We start from the raw sequence: 22,243 nt of genomic DNA, 5'->3' as shown, positions 1-22,243 counted from the left end.
GGAGGTGGTTCCGGGCGGCGGCTAGGCGAGTGGCGCCGCGAAGAACGCGAGCTCGTGTCGGGCCGATGCGTGGAACGCGCGGCGCATCGCCTCGCGACGCTCGGGGGTCGCGGCGGCCGCCTCGCGCGTCACCAGCTCGATCGCCTCGCGCGTGGCCACGGCGAACGCGGGGTCGGCGTAGGTCTCCAGCCACGACGCGTACGGATGCTCGGGGTCGAGGGCGCGCTGCCCGAACTCTCCGGCGGCGAGCCGTTCGCCGAGGTCCACGTAGATCCAGAAGCAGGGCAGCACGGCCGCGGCCAGCACCGCGTAGTCGCCGCGCGCACCAGTCGCGAGCAGGTGGTCGAGGTAGGCCGTCGTCGCGGCGTCGGGCTCCGCGGCGAAGACCAGGGCGGCGGAGGTCGCGTCGGCCTCGGTCGGCAGCGCCACGCCCGTCGCGTCCGCGTCGCCCGTGAGCCACCGCGTGTGCAGCTCGAGCTCGCCGACGAGCGAGCCGTGCGCCGAGTCCGCCCAGAACGCCTGGCCCGCGGCATCCGGAGCCAGGCGCGATGCCTCGGCGAGCACGCGCGCGTAGTCGCGCAGGTAGAGGGCGTCCTGCGCGAGGTAGGCGAGGAAGGGCTCGCGCTCGAGCGTGCCGTCGGCGAGGGCGCGGATGAACGGCAGGTCGTCGATCGCCGCCCGCACGTCGGCGATGCCGCCCCACCACTCGTCCGCGATCTCGGCGGGCATCGGCGCGGTGCGCAGGCCGCCGCGCGACCAGAGTCCGGCGAAGTGGCTCACGGGCCCGTGTCCGCCGCCGACCTCGAGCGCCTCGCCGTGCCGCAACGACTCGCGCAGCCACCGACGGGCCTCGCCGACCGCGGCCTCCCAGTCGCCGAGCTCGGCCTGGAGCGTCGCGACCGCCGACGAGAGCGAGCAGCCGGTGCCGTGCGTCGCGGTGGTCGCGATGCGCTCGCCCGTGAACTCGACGACGCCGGCGGATGCCGCGTGCACGAGTGCGTCGGGGGCGTCGCCGCCCGGCAGGTGGCCGCCCTTGGCGAGCACGCGTGCGCCGGTCGCCGCCGAGACCGCCTCGGCCTGCGCGATGGCCTCGGCCCACGTCGTCGCCGGAGCGACGGGATGGGCGTCGGCGACCGCCCCCGCGAGCACCGCGAGCTCGAGCAGGTTCGGCGTGATGAGGTCGGCGAGCGGCAGCAGGTCGCGCAGCGCCAGCTCGGCGTCGGGGTCGAGCAGGCGGTCGCCGCTCGTCGCGACCATGACCGGGTCGAGCACGACGATGGGCACGCTCGTGCGCCGCAGCCAGTCGGCGACGACCGTGATGACCTCGGCGTTCGCGAGCATGCCGACCTTCACGGCGTCGATCGCGATGTCGTCGCTGATGGCGTCGAGCTGCGCGGCGAGGAACTCGGCCGGCGGCACGTGCACGCCTCGCACCCCACGCGTGTTCTGCGCCGTGAGCGCAGTGATCGCCGACATGCCGTAGCCGCCGACGGCCGCGATCGACTTGAGGTCGGCCTGGATGCCCGCGCCGCCCGACGGGTCGCTCCCCGCGATGCTCAGCACGCGCGGCACGCGGCGAACCCGGTGGGTCGCGGCCCCCGCGGTCATCGTGCGCTCCAGGCCGCGGCGAAGGCGACGGCCGCGTCGCGCGGCGAGGGCGCGGCGCAGATGGCCGACACCACGGCGACGCCGGCGGCTCCGGCCCGACGCAGACCCGCGACATCCGCCAGCGTGATGCCGCCGATCGCGACGCACGGCAGCTCGGCCTCGGCGGCGAACCGGGCGAACCCGTCGATGCCGAGCGCCGGCGGATGGTCGGGCTTCGTGGCCGTGGGGCGGATCACGCCGACGCCGAGGTAGTCGATCTCGCGGCGCGCCTGACGCCGGAGCCGCGCGAGGTGCTCGGGCTCGTTCGCGGTGAGGCCGATGATCGCGTCGTCGCCGAGCAGGTCGCGAGCAGCGGATGCCGCAGCGTCGCCCTGCCCCAGGTGCACGCCGTCGACGGGCAGGCCGCGCTCGCGTGCGGCCAGCGCCACGTCGACGCGGTCGTTCACGAGCAGCGCGGCGCGGCCGTCGATCGCGGTCGCGAGCGCCTCGAGCTGCCGCAGCAGGGCGTCGGTCGATGCCGTCTTGTCGCGCAGTTGCACCGCGCGCACGCCGCCGTCGACCGCGTCGGCGACGACGGACGCGACGCCGCGCGGTCCGCAGAGCGTCGCATCCGTCACGAGGTAGATGGAGAGGTCGAGCGCGCGGCGCGTGGTCATGCGCCGGCCGTCGCGGTGGTGGGCTCGGTGATCGCCGATGCGATGGCGGATGCCGCGGCATCCGTCACGGTGACGTTCGCCCGGTCGAGCACGTCGGCGGGCGCGACGGTCGCGAGCGCATCGAGGAACGCCACGGCGAACGAGCCCGGACCGGCCGAACGGCTCGCCGCGAGCTCGGCGGCGATCGTGTAGACCACGGTGGCCGCGACGGTCGCGACGAAGGGATCGGCGAGCAGCGCGGCGTCGGTGCTCCCGTCGGCTGCGGCGCCGGCGTCGCGGCTCGCCCCGAGGAACGCCGCCGTCACCGCGCCGAGCGCGCAGCCGCCGCCCGTCACGCGGGTGAGCAGCGCGTCGCCGTTCGCGATGCGGGCCGTGCGGCGCCCGTCGGTGATGAGGTCGACCGGGCCCGAGACCGCGACGACCGAGCCGTGTGCGAGGGCGAGCGAGGTCGCGGCGTCGGCCGCGGCATCCGTGCTGTCGGCCGCGTCGACGCCGCGCCCGCCGGCGCCCGCACCCGCGAGCGCGATGATCTCGCTCGCGTTGCCGCGGATCGCCGTGGGCCGCGAGGCCACGAGCTCGTGCGCGAGCGCCGTGCGCACCGGCAGTGCGCCGATCGCGACGGGGTCGAGCACCCATGGCGTGCCGGCGACGGATGCCGCGGCCACCGCCTCGCGTGCGGCGTCGCGCTGCTCCTCGGCGGGCGTGCCGAGGTTCACGAGCAGGCCGCCCGCGATGCCGGCGAACAGGCCGGACTCCTCGCGGATGTCGACCATCGCGGGAGCCGCGCCGATCGCGAGCAGCGCGTTCGCGGTGAAGTTCGTCACGACGCTGTTCGTGATGCACTGCACGAGCGGCGGATGCTCGCGCAGCCGGCCGAGCAGCGCAGCGCTCGCGTCGATGAGGTGGGCAGGGTCGATTCGCAGACGTTCGCTCACGCGACATCCCTTCGCTAGTTCGAACTAGATCAGGTTCGACGGGTGTGTTCTCAGCCGCGATCGCCCTGCGAGGGCGGGAGCGCGGCACCCCGTGTCACTGCCCGCCAGCCTAGCCCGGTCGCGGACGTCGCCATTGCCAGGTGTCGCCGCCCCCAGTTCGGGGCCCGATCCGGCGGGACGCTGGCGGTTCCGCGCGCCTCGGGCTAGCTTGCTCGCAACGACCCGCCGGGTGGCGGCCCCGTCGCCGGACGACCTCCGAATGCGCTCGGCCGCACCGTGACCGTTCCTCCACGGACCCGGCGGGTCCGTCATCTCTCTTCGCGATGACGTGCGACGGGCGGATGTCGCGTCGCCGGCGAGTGGCGAGAACGTTGCGAGCGGTGGCAGGCTGGCCCCATGAACGCCGCCGACCGTGCCAGCAGCACCCGTGCGCACCGCGTTGCCGTGCTCGTGCTCGAGGGGGCCAAGCCGCTCGACGTCGGCATTCCGGCGCAGATCTTCACGACCCGCGCGTCGATGCCCTACGAGGTGCGGGTCTGCGGCGCCGCGCCCGGACCGGTCGCGGGCGGTGACGGGCTCTCGTACCACGTCGCCGACGGGCTCGAGGCGTTCGAATGGGCCGAGACGATCTTCATCCCGGGCTACCGGCATCCCGATGTCGAGGAGCCGCCCGCGATCGTCGTCGACGCACTCCGGGCTGCGCACGAACGGGGCGCGCGGCTCGCGGCCATCTCCACGGGGGCCTTCGCCCTCGCGGCGACCGGGCTGCTCGACGGGCGCCGGGCCACGACGCACTGGCACTACACGAAGGCGCTCGCCGCGAGGCATCCGCTCGTGCAGGTCGACGAGAACGTGCTGTTCGTCGACGAGGGGCGCGTGCTCACCTCGGCCGGCGCCGCGTCGGGCATCGACCTCTGCCTGCACCTCGTACGACGCGACCACGGCGTCGCGCTGTCGAACCACGTCGCCCGGCGGCTCGTGGCCGCGCCGTACCGCAGCGGCGGCCAGGCGCAGTACGTGCCGCGCGCGCTGCCCGACGACCTCGGCGAGCTGTTCGCCGCGACCCGGCACTGGGCGATCGAGCGCATCGAGGAGCCGCTGACGCTCGCCGACCTCGCGCGCAACGCGAAGGTGTCGACGCGCACGTTCTCGCGACGCTTCGTCGAGGACACCGGGTACACGCCCATGCAGTGGATCCTGCGCGCCCGCATCGACCTCGCGCGCGAACTCCTCGAGCGCACCGACCTCGGCGTCGAGCAGATCGCCGCGCGCGTCGGACTCGGCACCGGCGCGAACCTGCGCCTGCACTTCCACCGCGTGCTCGGCACGTCGCCGATCGAGTACCGGCACACGTTCCGGGAGTGAGACGCGGTCGCGCGAAAACCGAATTGTGGTCTATTCCAACAAAAGGGTTGCGCGCGACGGGTACGGTCACGTACTCTCGCTCTCACGTCGTCGAAGCGCTTCGAATCCATCGGCTTCGACGATCACGAGGGGTCCAAAGGGGGGTACCGGGATGGTGACGATCAGTGATGTGGCCAAGGCTGCGGGCGTCTCCATCTCGACCGTCTCCTACGCCCTGTCGGGCAAGCGCGCGATCACCGCGTCGACCCGCACCCGCATCGAGGCCGCGATCCGCGAACTCGACTACGAGCCCAACGCCGGAGCCCGCATGCTCGCCGGCGCCACCACCAACATCCTCGCCCTCTCGGCGCCGATCCATGCCGACGGGCACCTGCCGACGCACATGCGGTTCGTCACCGCCGTCGTCGACACGGCGCGCAAGCACGACTACGACGTGCTGCTGCTCGCCACCGACGACGACGTGTCGGGCATCCGCCGGGTGGCGGCCTCGTCGCTCGTCGACGGCGTGGTCGCCATGGGCGTCAAGAACCACGACGAGCGCGTCGACGTCGTGCGCCGGGCCGCGCTGCCCGCCGCCTTCATCGGCATCCCGGGCGAAGACGGCCACAGCGGCGACGGCGTCGCGTGCGTCGACCTCGACTTCGAGCTGGCGGGCCGGCTCGCCGTCACGACGCTCGCCGAGGCCGGCCACCGGTCGATCGGCGTCGTCGGCCACCCGCCGACCTACCTCGCCAGGGGCACGGGCTTCGTGCAGCGGTTCAACCTGGGCCTCGAGGCCGAGGCGGCCGCCCGCGGCATCCGCATCGCCGTGGTCTCGCCGACGCTCGCGCGCGGCGCGGCCGAGCGGGCCTTCGACGAGCTGCTCGACGCCTCGCCCGAGATGACCGCCGTGATCTTCCATTGCAACGAGCCGGTCGTCGAGTCGGTGCTGCGCCGCATCCGCGAACGCGGACTCGACGTGCCCCGCGACCTGTCGCTCTTCGCCGCGTGTGCGAGCTACGACACGTCGCACCTCGTCATCCCGCTCGACTGCATCCCACTGCCACTCGACCTGATGTGCCGCATCGCGGTCGAGTCCGCCCTGCGCCAGGTGCGCGGGGCCGACGCCCTCGGCGTCGAACTCATCACGCCCGTCACCGAGAACCGCGGATCGGTCGCACGACCCCGGCTCTGAGGCATCCGCTCCACGAAATCCAACCGAACCGAATCACCGAGTCGAACGCTGCGCATCGTCGAAGCGCTTCGACAGTCCTTCGCACGAGCACCACCCCACCCCACACCAGCTGCACCCACGAGAGGAAACGCACCATGGGAATCACCAAGCGCGGCATCGGCGCCGTCGCAGCACTGGCCGCGACGGCCGCACTGCTCACCGGCTGCTCGACGGGCGGCGAGTCCGACCCGAACACCCTGAAGCTCTGGCACTTCGAGGGCACCGACAGCGATGTCGGCATTGCCTGGAACAAGGCCATCGAGATCTTCGAGGAGGAGACCGGCGCCACCGTCGAGTACGAGGACAAGAGCTTCGAGCAGATCCGCTCGACCGCCAGCCAGGTGCTCAACTCGAACGAGGCACCGGATGTCATGGAGTCGCCCAAGGGCAACGCCACCGCCGGACTGCTCGCGAGCCAGGGTCTGCTCGCCGACATCACCGACGCGGTCGAGGAGTACGGCTGGGACGACCTGCTCGCCCCGTCGCTGCAGACCACGGCGAAGTACTCCGACGAGGGCATCATGGGCTCCGGCCCCTGGTACGGCGTGCCGAACTACGGCGAGTACGTCACCGTCTACTACAACAAGACCGCCTTCGACGAGAAGGGTCTCGCCGAACCCACGACCTACGCCGAGTTCGAGGACATCCTCGACACCTTCGCGAAGGACGGCACGACGCCCCTCGCGCAGGCCGGCGCCGAGTACCCCCTCGGGCAGCTCTTCTACCAGCTCGCCCTGTCGAAGGCCGACCGCCAGTTCGTCAACGACTACCAGCTCTACGAGAACCCCGTCGACTGGCAGGGCCCCGAGCTCACCTACGCGGCCGACAAGATCGTCGAGTACGTCGACAACGGCTGGATCTCGCAGGACTCCACCGGCCTCAAGGCCGAGGACATGGGCGTCGGCTTCATGAGCGGCGAGTACCCGATGATGGTCTCCGGCTCGTGGTGGGCCGGCCGCGTGATCAACGAGGCCACGACCTTCGAGTGGGACACCTTCGCGTTCCCCGAGTCGCAGCTGGTTCCCGGATCGTCGGGCAACATCTGGGTCGTGCCCGAGAACGCCGCCAACAAGGACCTCGCCTACGAGTTCATCGACATCACGATGCGCCCCGAGATCCAGGCCCTCATCGGCAACAACGGCTCGATCCCGGTCGCGGCCGACCCCGCCGACATCACCGACGAGAAGTCCGCCGCGCTCATCACCGAGTTCAACGAGGTCGTCGCTGCCGACGGGCTCGCGTTCTACCCCGACTGGCCCACGCCGAACTTCTACGACCAGCTCGTCGGAGCCCTCCAGGAACTCGTGAACGGCACCCTGACGCCCGAGCAGACGCTCGAGCAGCTCGGCACCGACTACGAGGACGGCGTCGCCGACATCATCGGCTGACCCGATCGCCCTCGACCGGCGGGCGTCGCCGATCTGGACACGACGCACGACGCCCGCCGACCGGGAGGCACCGGCCGAACCGCTGACGGTTCGGCCCGCGCTCCACCGAAAGCTCCCACCGAGCTCTCCACCGAAAGGAACCATCGTGGTTTCCACCCTCGCCACGCGACCTCGCGGGTCGCGGCGCACCGACGGCATGAGTGCCATCTCGGGTGTGCGATCCAGCGGGTTCTGGTTCTTCCTGATCCCGGGCCTGCTGCTGTTCACGTTCATCATCCTGATCCCGCTGGTCTGGAACGTGTACCTCAGCTTCACCGACTGGCGGGGCGTCCGCCCGCCCGAGTTCATCGGCCTCGAGAACTGGGTCGAGCTGTTCCAGGACCAGAAGTTCTGGGCGTCGTTCCGCAACTCGCTCTCGATGATCGTCGCCATGGTGATCATCCCGACGCTGCTCGGCCTGGTGCTCGCGGCACTGCTCTTCGACGTCATCGGCCGCAAGTTCGGCGGGCGGCTCGCGAGCTTCCTGCGCGCCACGTACTACCTGCCGCAGATCCTCCCGGTCGCCATCGCCGCGATCGTCATCGGCTGGATCCTCCGCCCCGAGAACGGCGCGCTGAACACCGTGCTCGAGACCGTCGGTCTCGGCGCCCTCCAGCACAACTGGCTCGGCAGCCCCGACACGGCCATGCTCTCGATCATGGCCGTCATGGTCTGGGTGCAGATCGGCTACCCGGTCGTGATCTTCATGGCCGCCCTCCAGCGCGTCGACCCCGAGCTCTACGAGGCCGCCGAGCTCGACGGCGCCGGCTGGTTCCAGCGGTTCCGGTACATCACGGTGTCGGCGATCCGCCCCGAGATCTTCGTCGTGACGCTGACCTGCACGATCGCCGCCCTCAAGGTCTTCGGCCCCATCTACGCCCTGACCGGCGGCGGCCCCGGCACGGCGACCATCGTGCCGAGCTACTACTCGTACATCCAGTTCTTCCAGAGCCAGCAGGTCGGCTACGGCGCCACGATCGCGACGGCCCTGACCGTCGTGGTGGTGCTCGTCGCGATCGGGTTCATCCGACTGCAGGCCCGCGTCGAACGACAGGAGGGTGAGCGCTGATGTCGTACACCGAAGCCACCACCACGCGGAACACCGCGCCCGCGCCCCTCACGCCGCTGTCGGCCTCCGGCGCCGGCGGGGTGCCGCTCGTCGGCGCCGACCTGGTCGAGTCGGGTCGCGACCGAGGCTCGCGCCGCGGCATCCGTCGCTCGAAGCCGCCGCGCGACCGCTCGCCGCAGTCGAAGAAGACCGCGAAGGACTGGGTCTGGCTGGGGCTCGCGATCCTGTTCGGCCTGCTCGTCGCGGTGCCGTTCATCCTGATCCTGATCAACTCGTTCAAGTCGCCGGAGGACTACAACACGTCGGGCCCGCTCATGCTGCCGAAGGAGCTCTACTTCGACGGCCTCGTGAACTTCTGGACCCGCGTCGACTTCCCGCAGAAGCTCTGGAACAGCTTCATCATCTCGGGCTCGGTCGCCGTGCTCGCGGTCGCCCTCTCGGTGCTGAACGCCTACGCGCTCGGCATCGGGCGCGTGAAGTACCGCACGTGGATCCTGCTGCTGTTCCTGCTCGCGGACCTCATTCCGCAGGAGGCGCTGCTCTACCCGCTGTACTACATGTTCAAGGCGGTGGGCCTCTACGATACGCAGCTCGCGATCATCATCATCTTCACGGTGATCCAGGCGGCGTTCGGCACGTACCTGCTCTCGAGCGTGTTCGGCACGTTCCCGAAGGAGGTGCTCGAGGCGGCCGCGCTCGACGGCGCCGGCAAGCTGCGCACCCTGATCAAGGTCGTGCTGCCGATCAGCAAGGGCACGCTCTCGGTGCTGCTCATCTTCTTCTTCATCTGGACGTGGAACGAGTTCCTCATCCCGCTGACGTTCCTGATCTCCAACGACAACCAGACGGTTCCGGTGGCGATCACGACCCTGCAGGGCGATCGGCTCATGGACGTCACGACGACGAGCGCCTCGGCACTGCTCGGCGTGATCCCGACGCTGATCTTCTTCCTCATCTTCCAGCGCACGCTCACACGCGGCATCACCGCGGGCGCGGTCAAGTAACGAAGCGGATGCCGCAGCTGCGGCCCGCGCGAAAGGAACACCCACTCCCATGAAGTTCACCGACGGGTTCTGGCAGATCAGGCCGGGCATCGAACCGTTGTACGGCCGGGAGGCGTACGACATCTGGGCCGACGGCGAGCACCGCCTCCAGGTCTTCGCCACGACCGGCGTCGTCGCCAAGCGCGGCGACACGCTGAACCGCCCGCTGTTGACCGTGACGATCTCGTCGCCGCTGCCCGACGTGATCGGCGTGCGCGTCGAGCACCACGCGGGCGGGCCGAGGCCGCAGGGCTTCGACCTCGTCGGCGCGCGGGGCGACCACGGCGTGGTCGTGGTCGACGAGACCGGCGGCCTGCTCACCTCCGGACGGCTCTCGGTGCGCGTGGCGCCCGGCGCGCCGTTCGGGCTCGCGTTCGAGGTCGACGGCCGCACGATCGTGTCGGCCGGCGACAAGTCGATCGCGAACATGCGCGTGCGGCCCGACGCGCAGCTCGACGGCGTGCCCGTCGGCAACGCCCGCGAGGGCTCGGCGCGCGCCGCGGCATCCGCGTACACGCTGCAGCAGCTCTCGCTCGGCGTCGGCGAGCTCGTCTACGGCCTCGGCGAACGCTTCGGGCCGCTCGTGAAGAACGGGCAGACGGTCGACATCTGGAACGCCGACGGCGGCACCTCGTCGGAGCAGGCCTACAAGAACGTGCCGTTCTACCTGACCAACCGCGGCTACGGCGTGCTCGTGAACGACACCGGGCACGTGTCGTACGAGATCGGCTCGGAGGCGGTCGAGCGCGTGCAGTTCTCGGTGCCGGGCGAGAGCCTCGAGTACTTCGTGATCTACGGCGGCACCCCCGCCGGCGTGCTCGAGCGCTACACGGAGCTCGTCGGCAAGCCCGCCCGGGTTCCGGCCTGGTCGTACGGCCTCTGGCTCTCGACGTCGTTCACGACCGACTACGACGAGGCGACCGTGAACCGGTTCGTCGACGAGATGGCCGCGCGCGAACTGCCCGTCAGCGTGTTCCACTTCGACTGCTTCTGGATGCGCGAGTTCAACTGGACCGACTTCGAGTGGGACCCGCGCACGTTCCCCGACCCCGAGGGCATGCTCGCTCGCCTGCGCGGCAAGGGCCTGCGCGTCTGCGTCTGGCTGAACCCCTACATCGGGCAGCGCTCGAAGCTGTTCGCCGAGGCCGCAGAGCTCGGCTACCTCGTGAAGCGCCCAGACGGCACGGTGTGGCAGTGGGACCTCTGGCAGGCGGGCATGGGCCTCGTCGACTTCACGAACCCCGACGCGACCCGCTGGTACCAGGACCACCTGCGCGCGCTCGTCGCGCAGGGCGTGGACTGCTTCAAGACCGACTTCGGCGAGCGGATCCCGCTCGAGGTCGAGTACTTCGACGGGTCGGCCCCCGACCGCATGCACAACCGCTACACGCAGCTCTACAACGAGGCCGTGTTCGAGGTGCTCGAGCAGGAGCGCGGCGAGGGCGAGGCCGTGGTGTTCGCGCGTTCGGCGACGACCGGCGGCCAGCGCCTGCCCGTGCACTGGGGCGGCGACTCGACCTCGACGTACGAGTCGATGGCCGAGACCCTGCGCGGCGGCCTCTCGCTCGCGTACTCGGGCTTCGCCTTCTGGAGCCACGACATCGGCGGCTTCGAGGGCACTCCGGATGCCGGTGTGTTCAAGCGCTGGGTCGCCTTCGGCCTGCTCGGCACCCACTCGCGCTTCCACGGGTCGGGGTCGTACCGGGTGCCGTGGGCGTTCGACGAGGAGGCCGTCGACGTCACGCGGATCTTCACGAAGCTGAAGCTCTCGCTCATGCCGTACCTGTACCGGCAGGGCCTGGACGCGTCGGCGAGCGGCGTGCCGGTCATGCGCCCGATGGCGCTGGAGTTCCCGGACGATCCGGGTACCGCGTACCTCGACCGGCAGTACATGCTCGGCTCGTCGCTGCTCGTGGCCCCCGTGTTCTCGGAGTCCGGCGAGGTGGAGTTCTACCTGCCCGCCGGCCGCTGGACGAACTGGTGGACGGGCGAGGTCGTCACCTCCTCCGGTTCGTGGCGCCGCGAGGTGCACGGCTTCGACACCGTGCCGCTGTACGTGCGCGAGGGCGCCGTGCTGCCGATCGGCGCCGACACGACGAAGCCCGACGCCGACTACTTCGACGGGCTCGAGCTGCGCGTGTTCCCCGGGGCGACGGATGCCTCGGGCGCGACGGTGACGACACCCGACGGCCGCTCGGCGCGGTTCGCCGTGTCGGGGGAGTCCGTCGTGGTCGCCGACGGCGACCCGGGCGACGGCTGGCGCGCGACCTTCGTCTGATCGCCGCATCCGCTCGCCGGGCGACTCCTCGCCCGGCGAGCGCGCCCTACTTCACCGCGCCCATCGTGAGGCCCGTGCGCAGCAGCCGGTAGCTGAAGACGTAGACGATGAACACGGGCACGGCCGAGATCACGGCGAAGGCCATCATCGACGGCCAGTCGACGCCGTACGCACCGGCCTGCACGGCGATGAGCGCGCTCATCGGGTAGTTGTCGGGCGAGAGCATGAACGTGATGCCGTAGAGGAACTCGCCCCACGACACGAGGAAGACGATCGCGCTCACGGTGAGCACGCCGTTGCGGGCGAGCGGCAGGGCGACCGAGACGAACCCGCGCAGGGTTCCCGCGCCGTCGATGCGGCTCGCCTCCTCGATCGACACGGGCACGGCCGCGAAGAACGGGCGGAGCAGCAGGATGGCCCACGGCAGCAGCAGCGCGGCATCCGCCAGGATCAGGCCGAGGTCGGTGTCGAGCAGCCCGAACCGGCCGAGCAGCCAGAACAGCGGGATGAGGTTCGCGGTCTGCGGGATCATCTGCAGGATCACGAGCGCGGAGAGCGCGGCGATGGCGATGCCGGCGCGCACGCGGGCGATCGCGTACGCGGCGGGCACCGCGAGCGCGAGGCAGAGCAGCGTCGTGCCCCCGCTGATGATCACGGACTGGCGGAGCGACGACCCGAGCGCCGGGTCGGCGAGCGCCTCGGCGTACGCCTCGAGCGTCGGGGTGAAGAGGATCGACGCCTGCGAGCTGAGCACCTCGCCCTGGCTCTTCAGCGAGGTCAGCACGATCCAGATCAGCGGCACGGCGTAGAGCACGTACAGCACGAGCCGGAACCCGAAGGCGACGGGCTCGCGTCGGCGGCGGCGAGGGTGCCGGCGTCGGGCGCCGGTCGTCGTGAGGGCGGCGGTGGCGGTCATTCCGCCTCGTTCCGACGCACGTCGCGCGCGTAGACGAGCGCGAGCACGATGACGATGGCGAGGGCGATGAGCGCGGTCGCCGCACCGGAGCCGTAGTCGAGTTTCACGAAGGCCTCCACGTAGGCGAGGTAGGGGATGGTGGTCGACGCCGTGCCCGGGCCGCCGGCCGTCATCACGTAGATGAAGTCGAAGCTGCGGAAGGCGTACACGATCGTGAGGACCGTGAGCACGGTCGCCGTCGGGCGCGAGTGGGGGATGAGCAGGTGGCGGACCTTCTGCCACGGGCCCGCTCCGTCGACCTCGGCGGCCTCGAGCACCTGCTCGTCGACGCTGAGCAGTGCAGCCCGGAAGATGAGCGCGTTGAACGGGATCACGGCCCAGGCGTTCACGAGGGCGACCGACCACAGCGCGAGCTGCGGGTCGAAGAGGAACCCGACGCCGTCGGGCGCGAGGCCGGTGGCCCGCGCGATCTCGTTGAGCAGGCCCCGATCGCCGAGGAGGAACTTCCAGATCGAGCCGTTGACGACGGGCGGCAGCGCCCAGACGAAGACCATCATGCCGAGCAGGAACGACCCGCCCCGGGTCGAGGAGGCGACCGAGAGCGCGGCGGCGAAGCCGCCGACGACGCCGAGCACGGTGACGACGGTCACGAACGCGAGCGTGTTGAGCGCCACCCGCCCGAAGTCGGGCTGGGCGAAGACCGCGGCGAAGTTCGCGCCGCCGATGAACGCCCAGTCGCCGTTGAGCGTGGCCGAGGTGACCTCGTGCACGCTCATCGAGCCGAGCTGCACGAGCGGCCACACGGCCAGGGCGAGCAGCACGGCCACGGCGGGGGTCGCGAGTGCGATTCGTCGGTCGCCGAGGCGCGCGGGCCGCCGGCGCACGGGCGTCCCCGCCGGCCGCGGTGCGGCCGACGGGGACCCGGCGGTGCCGGGGCGAGATCCACTCGAGGTGGTTCGGAGCGGGCTCACCTGCGTCATCCGCTCGATCAGCCCTTCAGGAGGGGGTCGAGCTGCGAGATGAGGTCGTCGGCCAGCGGGTCGGGTTCGCCGTCACCGGCCACGGCCTTGCTCCAGTAGTCGCCGACGAGCGTCTCGACCGCGTTGACGTTCTTCGACGGCACCTCGGGGCTCGGCGACGGACGTCCCTGCTGCTGCACGATGTCGGCGAACACGCTGAGGATCGGGTCGCTGCCGATGGCGTCGTCGCCCGCGGCATCCGCTCGTGCCGGGATCGAGCCGAACGTGTCGAGCAGCGAGAGCTCGCCGTCGACCGAGAAGAAGGTCTGCTCGAGGAACTCCTTCGCGAGGTCGGGGTGCTTCGAGAACGCGCCGATGTTCTGCACCTCGCCGCCGAGCAGCACGCCGCCCTCGTCGGTGATGGGCAGCGGGGCGACGCCGTACTCGAAGGCGGCCTCCTTCGCGGCCGCGATCTGCCAGTTGCCGTTGACCGCGAACGCTGAGGCACCGGCCGCGAACTGCTGGAACGGGATGGTCTGATCCCACGTCGAGGCCTCGCGCGAGAGGTACCCCTGGTCGACCCAGTCCTGCAGCATCGTGTAGGTGTCGGCCATCGGGGCGGCCTGCGGGTCGCCGTACGAGAAGCCGTGCGAGGTGAACCACGGGAAGCCCTGCCACTGGCTCTCGAGACCGGGCTTGCCGGTGAGCGTGACGCCCTGATGGCCGGCCGCGGCGGCCTTGGCCATGACCGCCTCCATCTCCTCGGTCGTGGTCGGCACCTCGGCGCCGAGCTCGTCGAGCATGTCCTGGTTGTACCAGAGGCCGAGCAGGTTGACGTAGCCCTGTACGCCGTAGAGCTCGCCGTCGACGCGCTGCATCACGCCCTCGGGGAACTGGTCCTTGTCGGCGTAGCCGTCCCACCAGTCGGTCATCGGCTCGATCGCGCCGGCTTCGGCGAGCGAGTAGGTTCCGGATGCCCCGAAGATGAGCACGTCGGGCCCGGTGCCGGCGCCCGCCGCGGTCACCGCCTTGGTCGTGAACTGGTCGACCGGCACGTAGGCGAACTCGACGTCCACGTCGGGGTGGTCGGCCTCGAAGGAGTCGGCGAGCTTCTCGAGCCCTTCGACCTGGCCGTCGACGTTGTAGTAGTGCCAGACGGTGAGGGTGGTCTTGCCCGAGTCGGCTTCGCCGGTCGAGCATGCGGTGAGGAGGAGGGCTGCGGCCCCCACGGTGGCGGCCAGGCCGAGGCCCGCCCGTCGACGATTCAGCTTCATTGCGGTTCGCCTCTCTGGGGATTCAGGGATGTGTTGGGTTCGTGGCATTTCATCGATGAAACAAAGATGACCGCGGTGCCCAGAATGGATCATGGCAAAGGGTCGGCCTCGCGTCAACAGGCAATTGCGCCGATACCGGCTCCAGGCCCCTTGGGTTGACGAACCCTGCACCGAAGGCATAGCGTGCCGGTAATTTCACCGATGAAATGGAGATCACGTGCAAGACCGACGACGTCAGCGCCAGACGGCGCTCCCGAGCGAGGGCCAGAGCCAGGGCGAGGGTGCCGGTGCGGTGGCCGGCGCGAGCCGCGCGAACCCGGGCCCCGAAGCTCCCGCTGCTGTGACCGTCTCGGTCGGGGCGGAGATCGGCCGCGCCGATCCGCGCCTGTTCGGCTCGTTCGTCGAGCACCTCGGTCGCGGTGTCTACGGCGGCGTCTTCGACCCGGGGCATCCGACCGCGACCCCCGAGGGGTTCCGCGACGACGTGCTCGACCTCGTGCGCGAACTCGGCGTGACCGTCGTGCGCTACCCGGGCGGCAACTTCGTGTCGGGCTACGACTGGCGCGACGGCATCGGGCCGGCCGCCGAACGCCCGCGCCGCCTCGACCTCGCCTGGAAGAGCGTCGAGACGAACGCGTTCGGCACCGACGAGTTCATCGCGTGGTGCCGGGCCGCCGACGTCGAGCCCATGCTGGCCCTCAACCTCGGACTCGGCACCGTGCGCGACGCCCTGCAGCTGCTCGAGTACGCGAACCACCCCTCGGGCACCGCGCTCTCCGACGAGCGCGTGCGCAACGGGTCGCCCGATCCGCACGACGTGCGTCTCTGGTGCCTCGGCAACGAACTCGACGGACCGTGGCAGCTCGGCGCCCGATCGGCCGAAGCGTACGGCGAGCTCGCCGCGGTCACGGCGTCGGCCATGCGCATGTTCGACGACGACCTCGAGCTCGTGGCAGTCGGCAGCTCGAACGCCCAGATGTCCACGTTCGGCACGTGGGAGGCGACGGTGCTCGAACGCACCATCGACCTCGTGGACTACCTCTCGTGCCACATCTACTTCTACAACGACGGCGACCTCGCGACGTTCCTCGACTCCTCGCTCGTGCTCGACCGGTTCCTCGAGCAGATCGCCGCGACCATCCAGCACGTCAAGGCCGTCACCCGCAGCGAGCGCGACGTGCGCATCAGCCTCGACGAGTGGAACGTGTGGAACTACACCGCCTACGACGAGCAGAAGCCCGATCGCCGCTTCGAGATCGCCCCGCGCATCCTCGAGGAGGAGTACACGCTGGCCGACGCCGTGGTGGTCGGAACCCTGCTCCAGAGCATCCTGAACCACGCCGACGTCGTCTCCATCGCGGCCATGGCGCAGCTCGTGAACGTCATCGGGCCGATCCGCGCCGAGCCCGACGGCGCCTGGCGGCAGACGACGTTCCACCCCTTCGCGGCGGTCGCACGGAGCGCAGGTCACACCGTGCTGCGCTCGAGCGCCGTCGCGGACGCCGGCCACGCGGCATCCGCTCAGGCCGTCGTGACCACCGTGACGCTGAGCCCCGACGGCCACGCGATCGCGGTCTACCTCGGTCATCGGGGCACCGAGGGGTCGGTGCACGTCGAGGTCGACCTCGCTGGCCTCGACGCCGCGGAGATCACGCGCTCGGAGCTCATCTGGCACCCCGACCCGCTCGCGACGAACACCGCGGCCGACCCGCTGCGCGTCGTGCCCCGAACGCTGCCGGCGCGACTCGTGGGCGACCGCCTCGTGGTCGAGCTGCCTTCCGTATCATGGGCCAGTATCCGGATGGTCCGGCGATCGGCGCGGGGGTAGGCGAGTGACCGGCAAGTCCGCGAACGTGACCATGGCGGATGTCGGGGCGCTCGCCGGCGTCACGGCGCGCACGGTCTCGAACGTGCTCTCGAACCATCCGTCGGTGCGCCCCGAGACGCGCGACCGGGTGCTGCGCGCGGTCGACCAACTCGGCTACCGCATGAACACCTCGGCCCGGGGCCTGAAGACCGGCCGCACCGGGTCGATCACCCTCGCGATCCCCGACCTCGGCATCGACTACTTCAACGAGCTCGCGCGACGCGTGATCGTCGAGTCCGAGCGGCACGGGTGGTCGGTCGTGATCCAGCAGACGGGCGCCCGCCGCGAGACCGAGCTCGACATCCTCTCGGGTGCCCGCCGCCAGCACTCCGACGGGCTCATCTTCCAGCCGCACGCGCTCGGCCCGGGCGACGAGAAGCACCTCACGGGCAACGACCGCCTCGTGATCCTGGGCGATCGCATCTTCAACGGTCCGGTCGACCACGTCGCAATGGCGAACACGGATGCCGCGCGCCTGGCGACGCAGTACCTGATCGGTCGCGGCCGCACCCGCATCGCGGCGATCGGCTCGAACCCCGGCGTCAGCACGATCAGCGCCGCGTCGCTCCGTCTGCAGGGCTACCTGCAGGCGATGCAGGAGGCGGGCCTGCCGACGCCGCCCGAGCGCATCGTGGTCGCCGAGGAATGGCACCTGCGCGACGGCGCCGTGGCGATGACGCACCTGCTGCGGCTCGACGAGCGACCCGATGCGGTGTTCTGCTTCAATGACACGCTCGCCATCGGCGCCCTGCACGCCGCGGCCATGAACGGCGTGCGCGTGCCCGACGAGATCGCGGTCGTCGGCTTCGACAACGTGCCGGCGGCGCAGTACGCGTTCCCGCCGCTCACGACGATCGAGCCCGGCACCGAGCAGATCGCGAAGATGGCGGTCGACCTGCTCGCCGCCCGCGTCAACGGACGCACCGATCCGCCGCGCGAGATCTTCACCGACAGCTCGCTCGTCGTGCGACGCTCGGCCTGAGGTCGACGCGCTGCGAGACGCCGCGCGGGGTGCCGCCTGCGTCGCATCACGGGTGTTCGCCGCATCCGGGGCTCGAAGAATCCGTGCCCGATACGCCGAACACCCGTGGCGCGGGCCGCGGCGAAGGCGCGAGCGCGGTCGGGCGGGCATGGCGTCTCTCGCTCAGCGACGCTCGATCGTCGACCCGCGGATGACGAGCCGCACGGGCAGGTGGTGCACGCCGGGGTCGGGCTCGCCGTCGTCGATGGCGTCGAAGATGCGCATGGCGGCCGTGCGGCCGAGCTGCTGCAGGTTGGCGTCGATGCTCGTGAGCTCGGGGCGCGAGTTGAGCGCCAGCACCTCCCAGTTGTCGTAGCCGATGACGGCCACGTCTTCGGGCACGCGCTTGCCGAGGTCGCGGAGGGTGTCGATGACGCCCCGGGCGATCTGGTCGGAGCCGGCGACGATGCCGTCGACGTCGGGGTGCTGGTCGAGCAGCATGCCCGCGGCGGCCCGCCCCCAGTGCTCGCTCCAGCTCGACATCATGACGTCGCCGACGAGGTCGAGCCCGGCTTCGGCGAGGGCGGCGCGCACGCCGATCGTGCGATCCTGAGCGGCGGCGTACTCGGGGTCGCCCGTGATGTGGGCGATGCGGCGGCGGCCGGTGCTGAGCAGGTGCTCGACCGCGAGGCGCCCGCCCGCGACGTTGTCGGGCGTGACCGAGACGTCGCTCGGGTCGTCCGACGGGGCGTAGGCGTAGACCACGGGAACCGGCAGCCCCTGGCCGAGCGAGGGACGCGGGTCGGTCTGCCGGCCGACGACGATGATGCCGTCGACGCGGCGGTTGAGCAGGGCCTTGAGGTGGTGCTGCTCGCGGATCGTGTCGCCGCGCGCGTCGCAGAGGAACACGTTGATCTGCCCGGCGCCGAACGCGTCTTCCGCCCCCATGAGGATCGGGATCACGAAGCGGCCCTCGAGGTCGCTCGTGAGCAGGCCCACGGTGCCGGTGCGCCCGGCGATGAGGCTGCGGGCGAGCGAGTTGGGCGTGAACGAGAGCTGTTCGGCGGCCTCGATGACGCGTTGGCGTGTGGCCGGGGCGACCTGGTCGCGGCCGTTGATGGCCTTCGAGGCCGTGGCGAGCGAGACGCCGGCCATGCGCGCGACGTCGTTCAGCGTCGCCGCCTTCGACCCGCCCGTGCCGCTTCTCGCCATGTCCGCCTCCATGCGCTCGACTTCGACTGAAACGCTACCGGTCATCGCTCTTGACGGCCGGGAGATTCACACTGTAGCGTGCCGAAAGGCCTTTCGGAAGTTTCGGAAAGCCAGCACCAGCACCTGACATTCCGGGCGCATCGCGCCCGCTCAAGGACGAGCAAGGAGAACACGGATGACATCACGCAATCGCCGGATGACGCGGGCTGCGGCCCTGCTCGCCGCCGGCGCCCTCACGATCGGGCTGGCCGCCTGCTCCACGGGCAGCAGCGACCCGGAGTCGAGCCTCGCCGACGCAGGCGTCGAAGGCGTCGACGACGGCACGACCCTGACCCTCTGGACGCGCGCGCCGCTCGAGAAGCAGGCCAACCTGCTCGTCGACGCGTACAACGAGAGCCACGAGAACCAGGTCGAGCTCACGGTGGTGCCGAACGACGACTACGTCGCGAAGGTCGGCGCAGCAGCCGGCTCGAACGGCCTGCCCGACCTGTTCGCGGCCGACATCGTCTACGTGCCGAACTGGGTGAAGCAGGGCCTCTTCCAGGACATCACGGCGAACATCGACGGCTTCGACTTCAAGGACGACATCAACAAGGGCCACCTCTCGGCCGGCACGCTCGACGACAAGGAGTACGTGCTGCCGTTCGTGCTCGACCTGTCGATGCTCTTCTGGAACAAGGACCTCGCGACCGAGGCCGGCCTCGACGCCGAAGCCGGTCCGGCGAACCTCGAGGAGTTCGCCGAGTGGGCCAAGGCCATCCAGGGCCTGAACAAGCCCGACACGTACGGCACGGCCACGGGCCTCAACTGCGGCGGATGCCTCGTCTTCACGTGGTTCCCGAGCAGCTGGGCCGACGGCCAGGAGGTGCTCTCCGACGACGGCACCGAGTCGCTGCTCGCGAGCGACACGTCGAAGGAGATCTACTCCACATGGAAGGACCTCTGGGACTCGGGTGCCGTCCTGCCCTCCTCGAAGGACGAGGCCGGCCCCACCTGGACCGCCGCGTTCACCGAGGGCAAGGTCGGCATCATGCCGTACCCGGCCACGCTGCTCAGCTCGACCCCGTTCGACGTCGGCGTCTCGGGCCTCGTCGGCCCCGAGGGCGGCGCGTCGACGTTCGTCGGCGGTGACGGCATCGGCGTCTCGAAGGACTCGAAGAAGGCCGCGCAGGCGTGGAACTTCCTCAGCTGGATGATGAGTGAAGACGCCCAGGTCGGCGTGCTCGCGAAGGACAACGACGTGGTCTCCCGCTCCGACCTCGCCGACAACGAGTACTCGCAGAAGGACCCGCGCCTGATCACGATCAACGAGGTCGCCGGCCAGGGCGACACCCCGGTCGCGATCAACTTCCAGCAGGCGTTCAACGCGCCGAACAGCCCGTGGCTGACGATGGTCCGCAACGCCGTGCTCGGCGACGCCGACTCCATCGACGCCGACAACGACGAGATCACCGCCGTCCTCAGCCAGTAGGCGCCCGGACGGCACCGGCTCCCTCCGCAGGCCGGCGCGCGCCACCACGACGCGCGCCGGCCTGCCACCCCGAAAGGCTCACCATGACCGCAACGCTTCCCGCCGCGGCATCCGCCCCGCAGCGATCGGGGTCGAGACCGTCGCGACCCGCGCGCACCCGCCGCGGCCGGCGCAACGCCCTCACCGGCTGGCTGTTCGCGCTGCCGACCGCGCTGTTCGTGCTGCTGCTGTTCGGCCTGCCGCTCGCGCTCGTGCTGCAGATGTCGGCGAGCGACTGGCCGCTGCTCGGCGGCAACCAGGGCTTCAACCTGCCGCAGAACTACGTCGACGCGATCGACAACCGGTTCTTCCTCGACTCGGTCTGGTTCACGCTGAAGTACACCGTGCTCACGACGGTGATCCTGCTCGCGCTGAGCCTCGGACTCGCCATGCTCGTGCAGGAGTCGACGCGCTGGAAGGGGCTGCTGCGCACCTCCTTCCTGGTGCCGAGCGCCCTGGGCCTGGCATCCGCGTCGCTGCTCTTCTACGTGATCTACTCGCCGATCGCCGGCCCGTTCGCCGGCCTCATGAAGGCGTGGGGGTTCACGTTCCTCGGCACGCCCGACGGAGCGCTGTGGTCGACGATCTTCCTCATCGTGTGGCGGTACGCGGGCTTCTACATGCTGCTCATGCTCGTGGGCCTCCAGGGCATCCCCGACGACGTCTACGAGGCCGCGCGCATCGACGGCGCGTCGCGCTGGCAGACCTTCCGCAGCGTGACGATCCCACTGCTCCGGCCCACGCTCGCGCTCACGACCGTGCTCTGCGTCACGGGTTCGCTGCTCGCGTTCGAGCAGTTCTACATCCTCACCAAGGGCGGGCCCGACAACTCGACCATCACGGTCGTGCAGCTCATCTACGGCATCGCGTTCCAGGGCCAGAACGACCTCGGCGTCGCCGGCGCCCTGTCGGTGATCGTGCTCCTCGCGCTCGTCGTGATCAACATCGCGCAGATCCGCGCATTCGGGAAGAAGGCGGAAGACTGATGTCGACGACCATGCCGCGCCATTCGCGCGATCCGCTCGCGGGCGTGCCGCCCACCGACTCGACGATCGCGCTGACCGCGCCGAACCACCGCGTGGCGAAGGGGGCATCTGGCGCGACGGGCCGCCGCCGACCGCCGACCACGTTCGCCGGCATCGCCCTGCGCACCCCCTACTGGGTGCTCACCGCCGGACTCGCGCTGCTCTTCCTCTACCCGCTCATCTGGACCGCGATCTCGTCGGTCTCCCCGCTCGCGGGCACGAACCAGACCGACGGCTGGGGCTTCGGCAACTACGTCACGCTCGCGAACTACCAGGCGGGCATCTGGGTCTACCTGCTGAACTCGACGTTCGTGTCGCTGCTGACCGTGCTGCTGACGCTCACGGTGTCGCTCCTCGGCGGCTACGCGTTCGCGCGCTTCAGCTTTCCGGGCAAGGACCTGCTCTTCCTCTCGACGCTCGCGATCCTGATGGTGCCGTACGCGACCCTGCTCATCCCGCTGTACGTGCTGCTGAACTCGGTGGGCCTGTCGAACTCGCTCGTCGGCGTCGCGCTCGTGCTCACGATGTTCCAGCTGCCGTTCTCGATGTTCATGATGCGCATCTCGTTCGAGTCGGTTCCGCGCGAGCTCGACGAGGCCGCCATGGTCGACGGATGCTCCGCCTGGACCGTGCTCTGGAAGGTGCTCGTTCCCGCGGTGAAGCCCGGGCTCATCACGGTCGGCCTGTTCGCGTTCCTCGCGGCGTGGAACGACTTCATGGCCCCGCTGATCCTCATCAACGACTCGAACCGCATGACGCTGCCGCTCGCGATCTCGAACCTTCGCGGCCAGGTGCAGGGCGTCGTCGACTACGGCGCCACCGAGGCCGGCGTGGTCGTGCTCGCACTGCCGTGCATCCTGCTCTTCCTCATTCTCCAACGTCACTACGTGCGCGGCTTCATGTCGGGCGCCTTCAAGGGATGACC

Annotated in this window: 18 protein-coding genes and 1 riboswitch; of the genes, 11 read left to right on the top strand and 7 right to left on the bottom strand. The window is 70.6% G+C overall.

Translation table 11 applies throughout. From position 1 onward, the window contains the following. Nucleotides 1–21: 21 nt before the first annotated feature. The 3 genes from thiD to thiM all read right to left on the bottom strand — a co-directional run bounded on the left by thiD (nt 22) and on the right by thiM (nt 3,199). Nucleotides 22–1,608 carry a bifunctional hydroxymethylpyrimidine kinase/phosphomethylpyrimidine kinase gene (gene thiD / locus GQR16_RS16420; protein WP_170298545.1) on the bottom strand — a complete coding sequence of 529 codons (1,587 nt, stop codon included), beginning with the start codon at nt 1,606–1,608 and terminating at the stop codon, nt 22–24. After that, complete coding sequence (thiE, locus tag GQR16_RS19985; RefSeq protein ID WP_170298544.1) at nt 1,605–2,264, bottom strand: thiamine phosphate synthase; 660 nt, start codon at nt 2,262–2,264, stop codon at nt 1,605–1,607. The genes thiD and thiE overlap by 4 nt, the downstream gene beginning before the upstream one ends. Beyond that, nucleotides 2,261–3,199 carry a hydroxyethylthiazole kinase gene (thiM, locus tag GQR16_RS16415; protein WP_157416240.1) on the bottom strand — a complete coding sequence of 313 codons (939 nt, stop codon included), beginning with the start codon at nt 3,197–3,199 and terminating at the stop codon, nt 2,261–2,263. The genes thiE and thiM overlap by 4 nt, the downstream gene beginning before the upstream one ends. Continuing rightward, nucleotides 3,189–3,301: riboswitch (TPP riboswitch) on the bottom strand. Its footprint overlaps the gene before it by 11 nt. A 294-nt stretch (nt 3,302–3,595) precedes the next feature. On the opposite strand from thiM, the gene GQR16_RS16410 reads away from it, so the two are divergent. The 6 genes from GQR16_RS16410 (at nt 3,596) to yicI (ending at nt 11,594) form a co-directional block, all read left to right on the top strand. Next, complete coding sequence (locus GQR16_RS16410; protein ID WP_157416239.1) at nt 3,596–4,564, top strand: GlxA family transcriptional regulator; 969 nt, start codon at nt 3,596–3,598, stop codon at nt 4,562–4,564. A 151-nt stretch (nt 4,565–4,715) separates the two neighbouring features. Further along, a complete protein-coding gene (locus tag GQR16_RS16405) occupies nt 4,716–5,738 on the top strand; it encodes a LacI family DNA-binding transcriptional regulator (RefSeq protein ID WP_157416238.1) in 1,023 nt (340 codons plus the stop codon). A 134-nt stretch (nt 5,739–5,872) separates the two neighbouring features. Beyond that, entirely contained in the window at nt 5,873–7,165 is a 1,293-nt protein-coding gene (locus tag GQR16_RS16400; RefSeq protein ID WP_157416237.1) for an ABC transporter substrate-binding protein, read from the top strand. A 196-nt stretch (nt 7,166–7,361) separates the two neighbouring features. After that, a complete protein-coding gene (locus GQR16_RS16395; protein ID WP_157416347.1) occupies nt 7,362–8,273 on the top strand; it encodes a carbohydrate ABC transporter permease in 912 nt (303 codons plus the stop codon). Continuing rightward, complete coding sequence (locus tag GQR16_RS16390) at nt 8,273–9,277, top strand: carbohydrate ABC transporter permease (protein WP_157416236.1); 1,005 nt, start codon at nt 8,273–8,275, stop codon at nt 9,275–9,277. The genes GQR16_RS16395 and GQR16_RS16390 overlap by 1 nt, the downstream gene beginning before the upstream one ends. 49 nt (nt 9,278–9,326) lie before the next feature. After that, on the top strand, nt 9,327–11,594 hold the full coding sequence (gene yicI / locus GQR16_RS16385) for an alpha-xylosidase (protein ID WP_157416235.1): 2,268 nt from the start codon (nt 9,327–9,329) through the stop codon (nt 11,592–11,594). 46 nt (nt 11,595–11,640) lie between these two features. Here the strand turns inward: yicI and GQR16_RS16380 are convergent, their stop codons facing one another. The 3 genes from GQR16_RS16380 to GQR16_RS16370 form a co-directional block, all read right to left on the bottom strand. Next, a complete protein-coding gene (locus GQR16_RS16380; protein WP_157416234.1) occupies nt 11,641–12,510 on the bottom strand; it encodes a carbohydrate ABC transporter permease in 870 nt (289 codons plus the stop codon). Further along, a complete protein-coding gene (locus tag GQR16_RS16375) occupies nt 12,507–13,394 on the bottom strand; it encodes a carbohydrate ABC transporter permease (protein ID WP_157416233.1) in 888 nt (295 codons plus the stop codon). The genes GQR16_RS16380 and GQR16_RS16375 overlap by 4 nt, the downstream gene beginning before the upstream one ends. 104 nt (nt 13,395–13,498) lie before the next feature. After that, nucleotides 13,499–14,743 carry a sugar ABC transporter substrate-binding protein gene (locus GQR16_RS16370; protein ID WP_170298543.1) on the bottom strand — a complete coding sequence of 415 codons (1,245 nt, stop codon included), beginning with the start codon at nt 14,741–14,743 and terminating at the stop codon, nt 13,499–13,501. A 217-nt stretch (nt 14,744–14,960) separates the two neighbouring features. Between GQR16_RS16370 and GQR16_RS16365 the strand changes: the two genes are divergently transcribed. Next, nucleotides 14,961–16,571, top strand: coding sequence for an alpha-N-arabinofuranosidase (locus GQR16_RS16365; RefSeq protein WP_246200892.1), 1,611 nt, complete (start codon nt 14,961–14,963; stop codon nt 16,569–16,571). A 4-nt stretch (nt 16,572–16,575) separates the two neighbouring features. Continuing rightward, complete coding sequence (locus GQR16_RS16360; RefSeq protein ID WP_211373558.1) at nt 16,576–17,592, top strand: LacI family DNA-binding transcriptional regulator; 1,017 nt, start codon at nt 16,576–16,578, stop codon at nt 17,590–17,592. Between the two features lie 162 nt (nt 17,593–17,754). Here the strand turns inward: GQR16_RS16360 and GQR16_RS16355 are convergent, their stop codons facing one another. Then, a complete protein-coding gene (locus tag GQR16_RS16355; RefSeq protein WP_157416231.1) occupies nt 17,755–18,783 on the bottom strand; it encodes a LacI family DNA-binding transcriptional regulator in 1,029 nt (342 codons plus the stop codon). A gap of 175 nt (nt 18,784–18,958) precedes the next feature. On the opposite strand from GQR16_RS16355, the gene GQR16_RS16350 reads away from it, so the two are divergent. The 3 genes from GQR16_RS16350 to GQR16_RS16340 all read left to right on the top strand — a co-directional run bounded on the left by GQR16_RS16350 (nt 18,959) and on the right by GQR16_RS16340 (nt 22,241). Next, on the top strand, nt 18,959–20,254 hold the full coding sequence (locus tag GQR16_RS16350) for an ABC transporter substrate-binding protein (RefSeq protein WP_157416230.1): 1,296 nt from the start codon (nt 18,959–18,961) through the stop codon (nt 20,252–20,254). Nucleotides 20,255–20,337: 83 nt separating this feature from the next. Further along, nucleotides 20,338–21,279: a carbohydrate ABC transporter permease gene (locus GQR16_RS16345; RefSeq protein WP_157416229.1), complete on the top strand. Its 942-nt coding sequence runs from the start codon at nt 20,338–20,340 to the stop codon at nt 21,277–21,279. After that, nucleotides 21,279–22,241, top strand: coding sequence for a carbohydrate ABC transporter permease (locus GQR16_RS16340; RefSeq protein ID WP_246200891.1), 963 nt, complete (start codon nt 21,279–21,281; stop codon nt 22,239–22,241). The genes GQR16_RS16345 and GQR16_RS16340 overlap by 1 nt, the downstream gene beginning before the upstream one ends. The last annotated feature ends 2 nt before the right edge of the window (nt 22,242–22,243 follow it).

It is taken from the genome of Agromyces allii (assembly GCF_009749385.1).
GTDB classification, from domain to species: Bacteria; Actinomycetota; Actinomycetes; order Actinomycetales; family Microbacteriaceae; genus Agromyces; species Agromyces allii.
Note: the sequence above shows the minus strand (reverse complement) of the source record. Positions and strands in the feature narration are given on the sequence as shown.

Excerpts from the sequence above, each read along its gene's own strand:
- GQR16_RS16370 (WP_170298543.1), bottom strand. The coding sequence starts at position 14,743 with ATGAAGCTGAATCGTCGACGGGCGGGCCTCGGCCTGGCCGCCACCGTG.
- GQR16_RS16390 (WP_157416236.1), top strand. The coding sequence starts at position 8,273 with ATGTCGTACACCGAAGCCACCACCACGCGGAACACCGCGCCCGCGCCC.
- GQR16_RS16340 (WP_246200891.1), top strand. The coding sequence starts at position 21,279 with ATGTCGACGACCATGCCGCGCCATTCGCGCGATCCGCTCGCGGGCGTG.
- thiD (WP_170298545.1), bottom strand. The coding sequence starts at position 1,608 with ATGACCGCGGGGGCCGCGACCCACCGGGTTCGCCGCGTGCCGCGCGTG.
- GQR16_RS16400 (WP_157416237.1), top strand. The coding sequence starts at position 5,873 with ATGGGAATCACCAAGCGCGGCATCGGCGCCGTCGCAGCACTGGCCGCG.
- GQR16_RS16355 (WP_157416231.1), bottom strand. The coding sequence starts at position 18,783 with ATGGCGAGAAGCGGCACGGGCGGGTCGAAGGCGGCGACGCTGAACGAC.
- GQR16_RS16395 (WP_157416347.1), top strand. The coding sequence starts at position 7,362 with ATGAGTGCCATCTCGGGTGTGCGATCCAGCGGGTTCTGGTTCTTCCTG.
- GQR16_RS16410 (WP_157416239.1), top strand. The coding sequence starts at position 3,596 with ATGAACGCCGCCGACCGTGCCAGCAGCACCCGTGCGCACCGCGTTGCC.
- thiE (WP_170298544.1), bottom strand. The coding sequence starts at position 2,264 with ATGACCACGCGCCGCGCGCTCGACCTCTCCATCTACCTCGTGACGGAT.
- GQR16_RS16350 (WP_157416230.1), top strand. The coding sequence starts at position 18,959 with ATGACATCACGCAATCGCCGGATGACGCGGGCTGCGGCCCTGCTCGCC.
- GQR16_RS16345 (WP_157416229.1), top strand. The coding sequence starts at position 20,338 with ATGACCGCAACGCTTCCCGCCGCGGCATCCGCCCCGCAGCGATCGGGG.
- GQR16_RS16405 (WP_157416238.1), top strand. The coding sequence starts at position 4,716 with ATGGTGACGATCAGTGATGTGGCCAAGGCTGCGGGCGTCTCCATCTCG.
- yicI (WP_157416235.1), top strand. The coding sequence starts at position 9,327 with ATGAAGTTCACCGACGGGTTCTGGCAGATCAGGCCGGGCATCGAACCG.
- GQR16_RS16380 (WP_157416234.1), bottom strand. The coding sequence starts at position 12,510 with ATGACCGCCACCGCCGCCCTCACGACGACCGGCGCCCGACGCCGGCAC.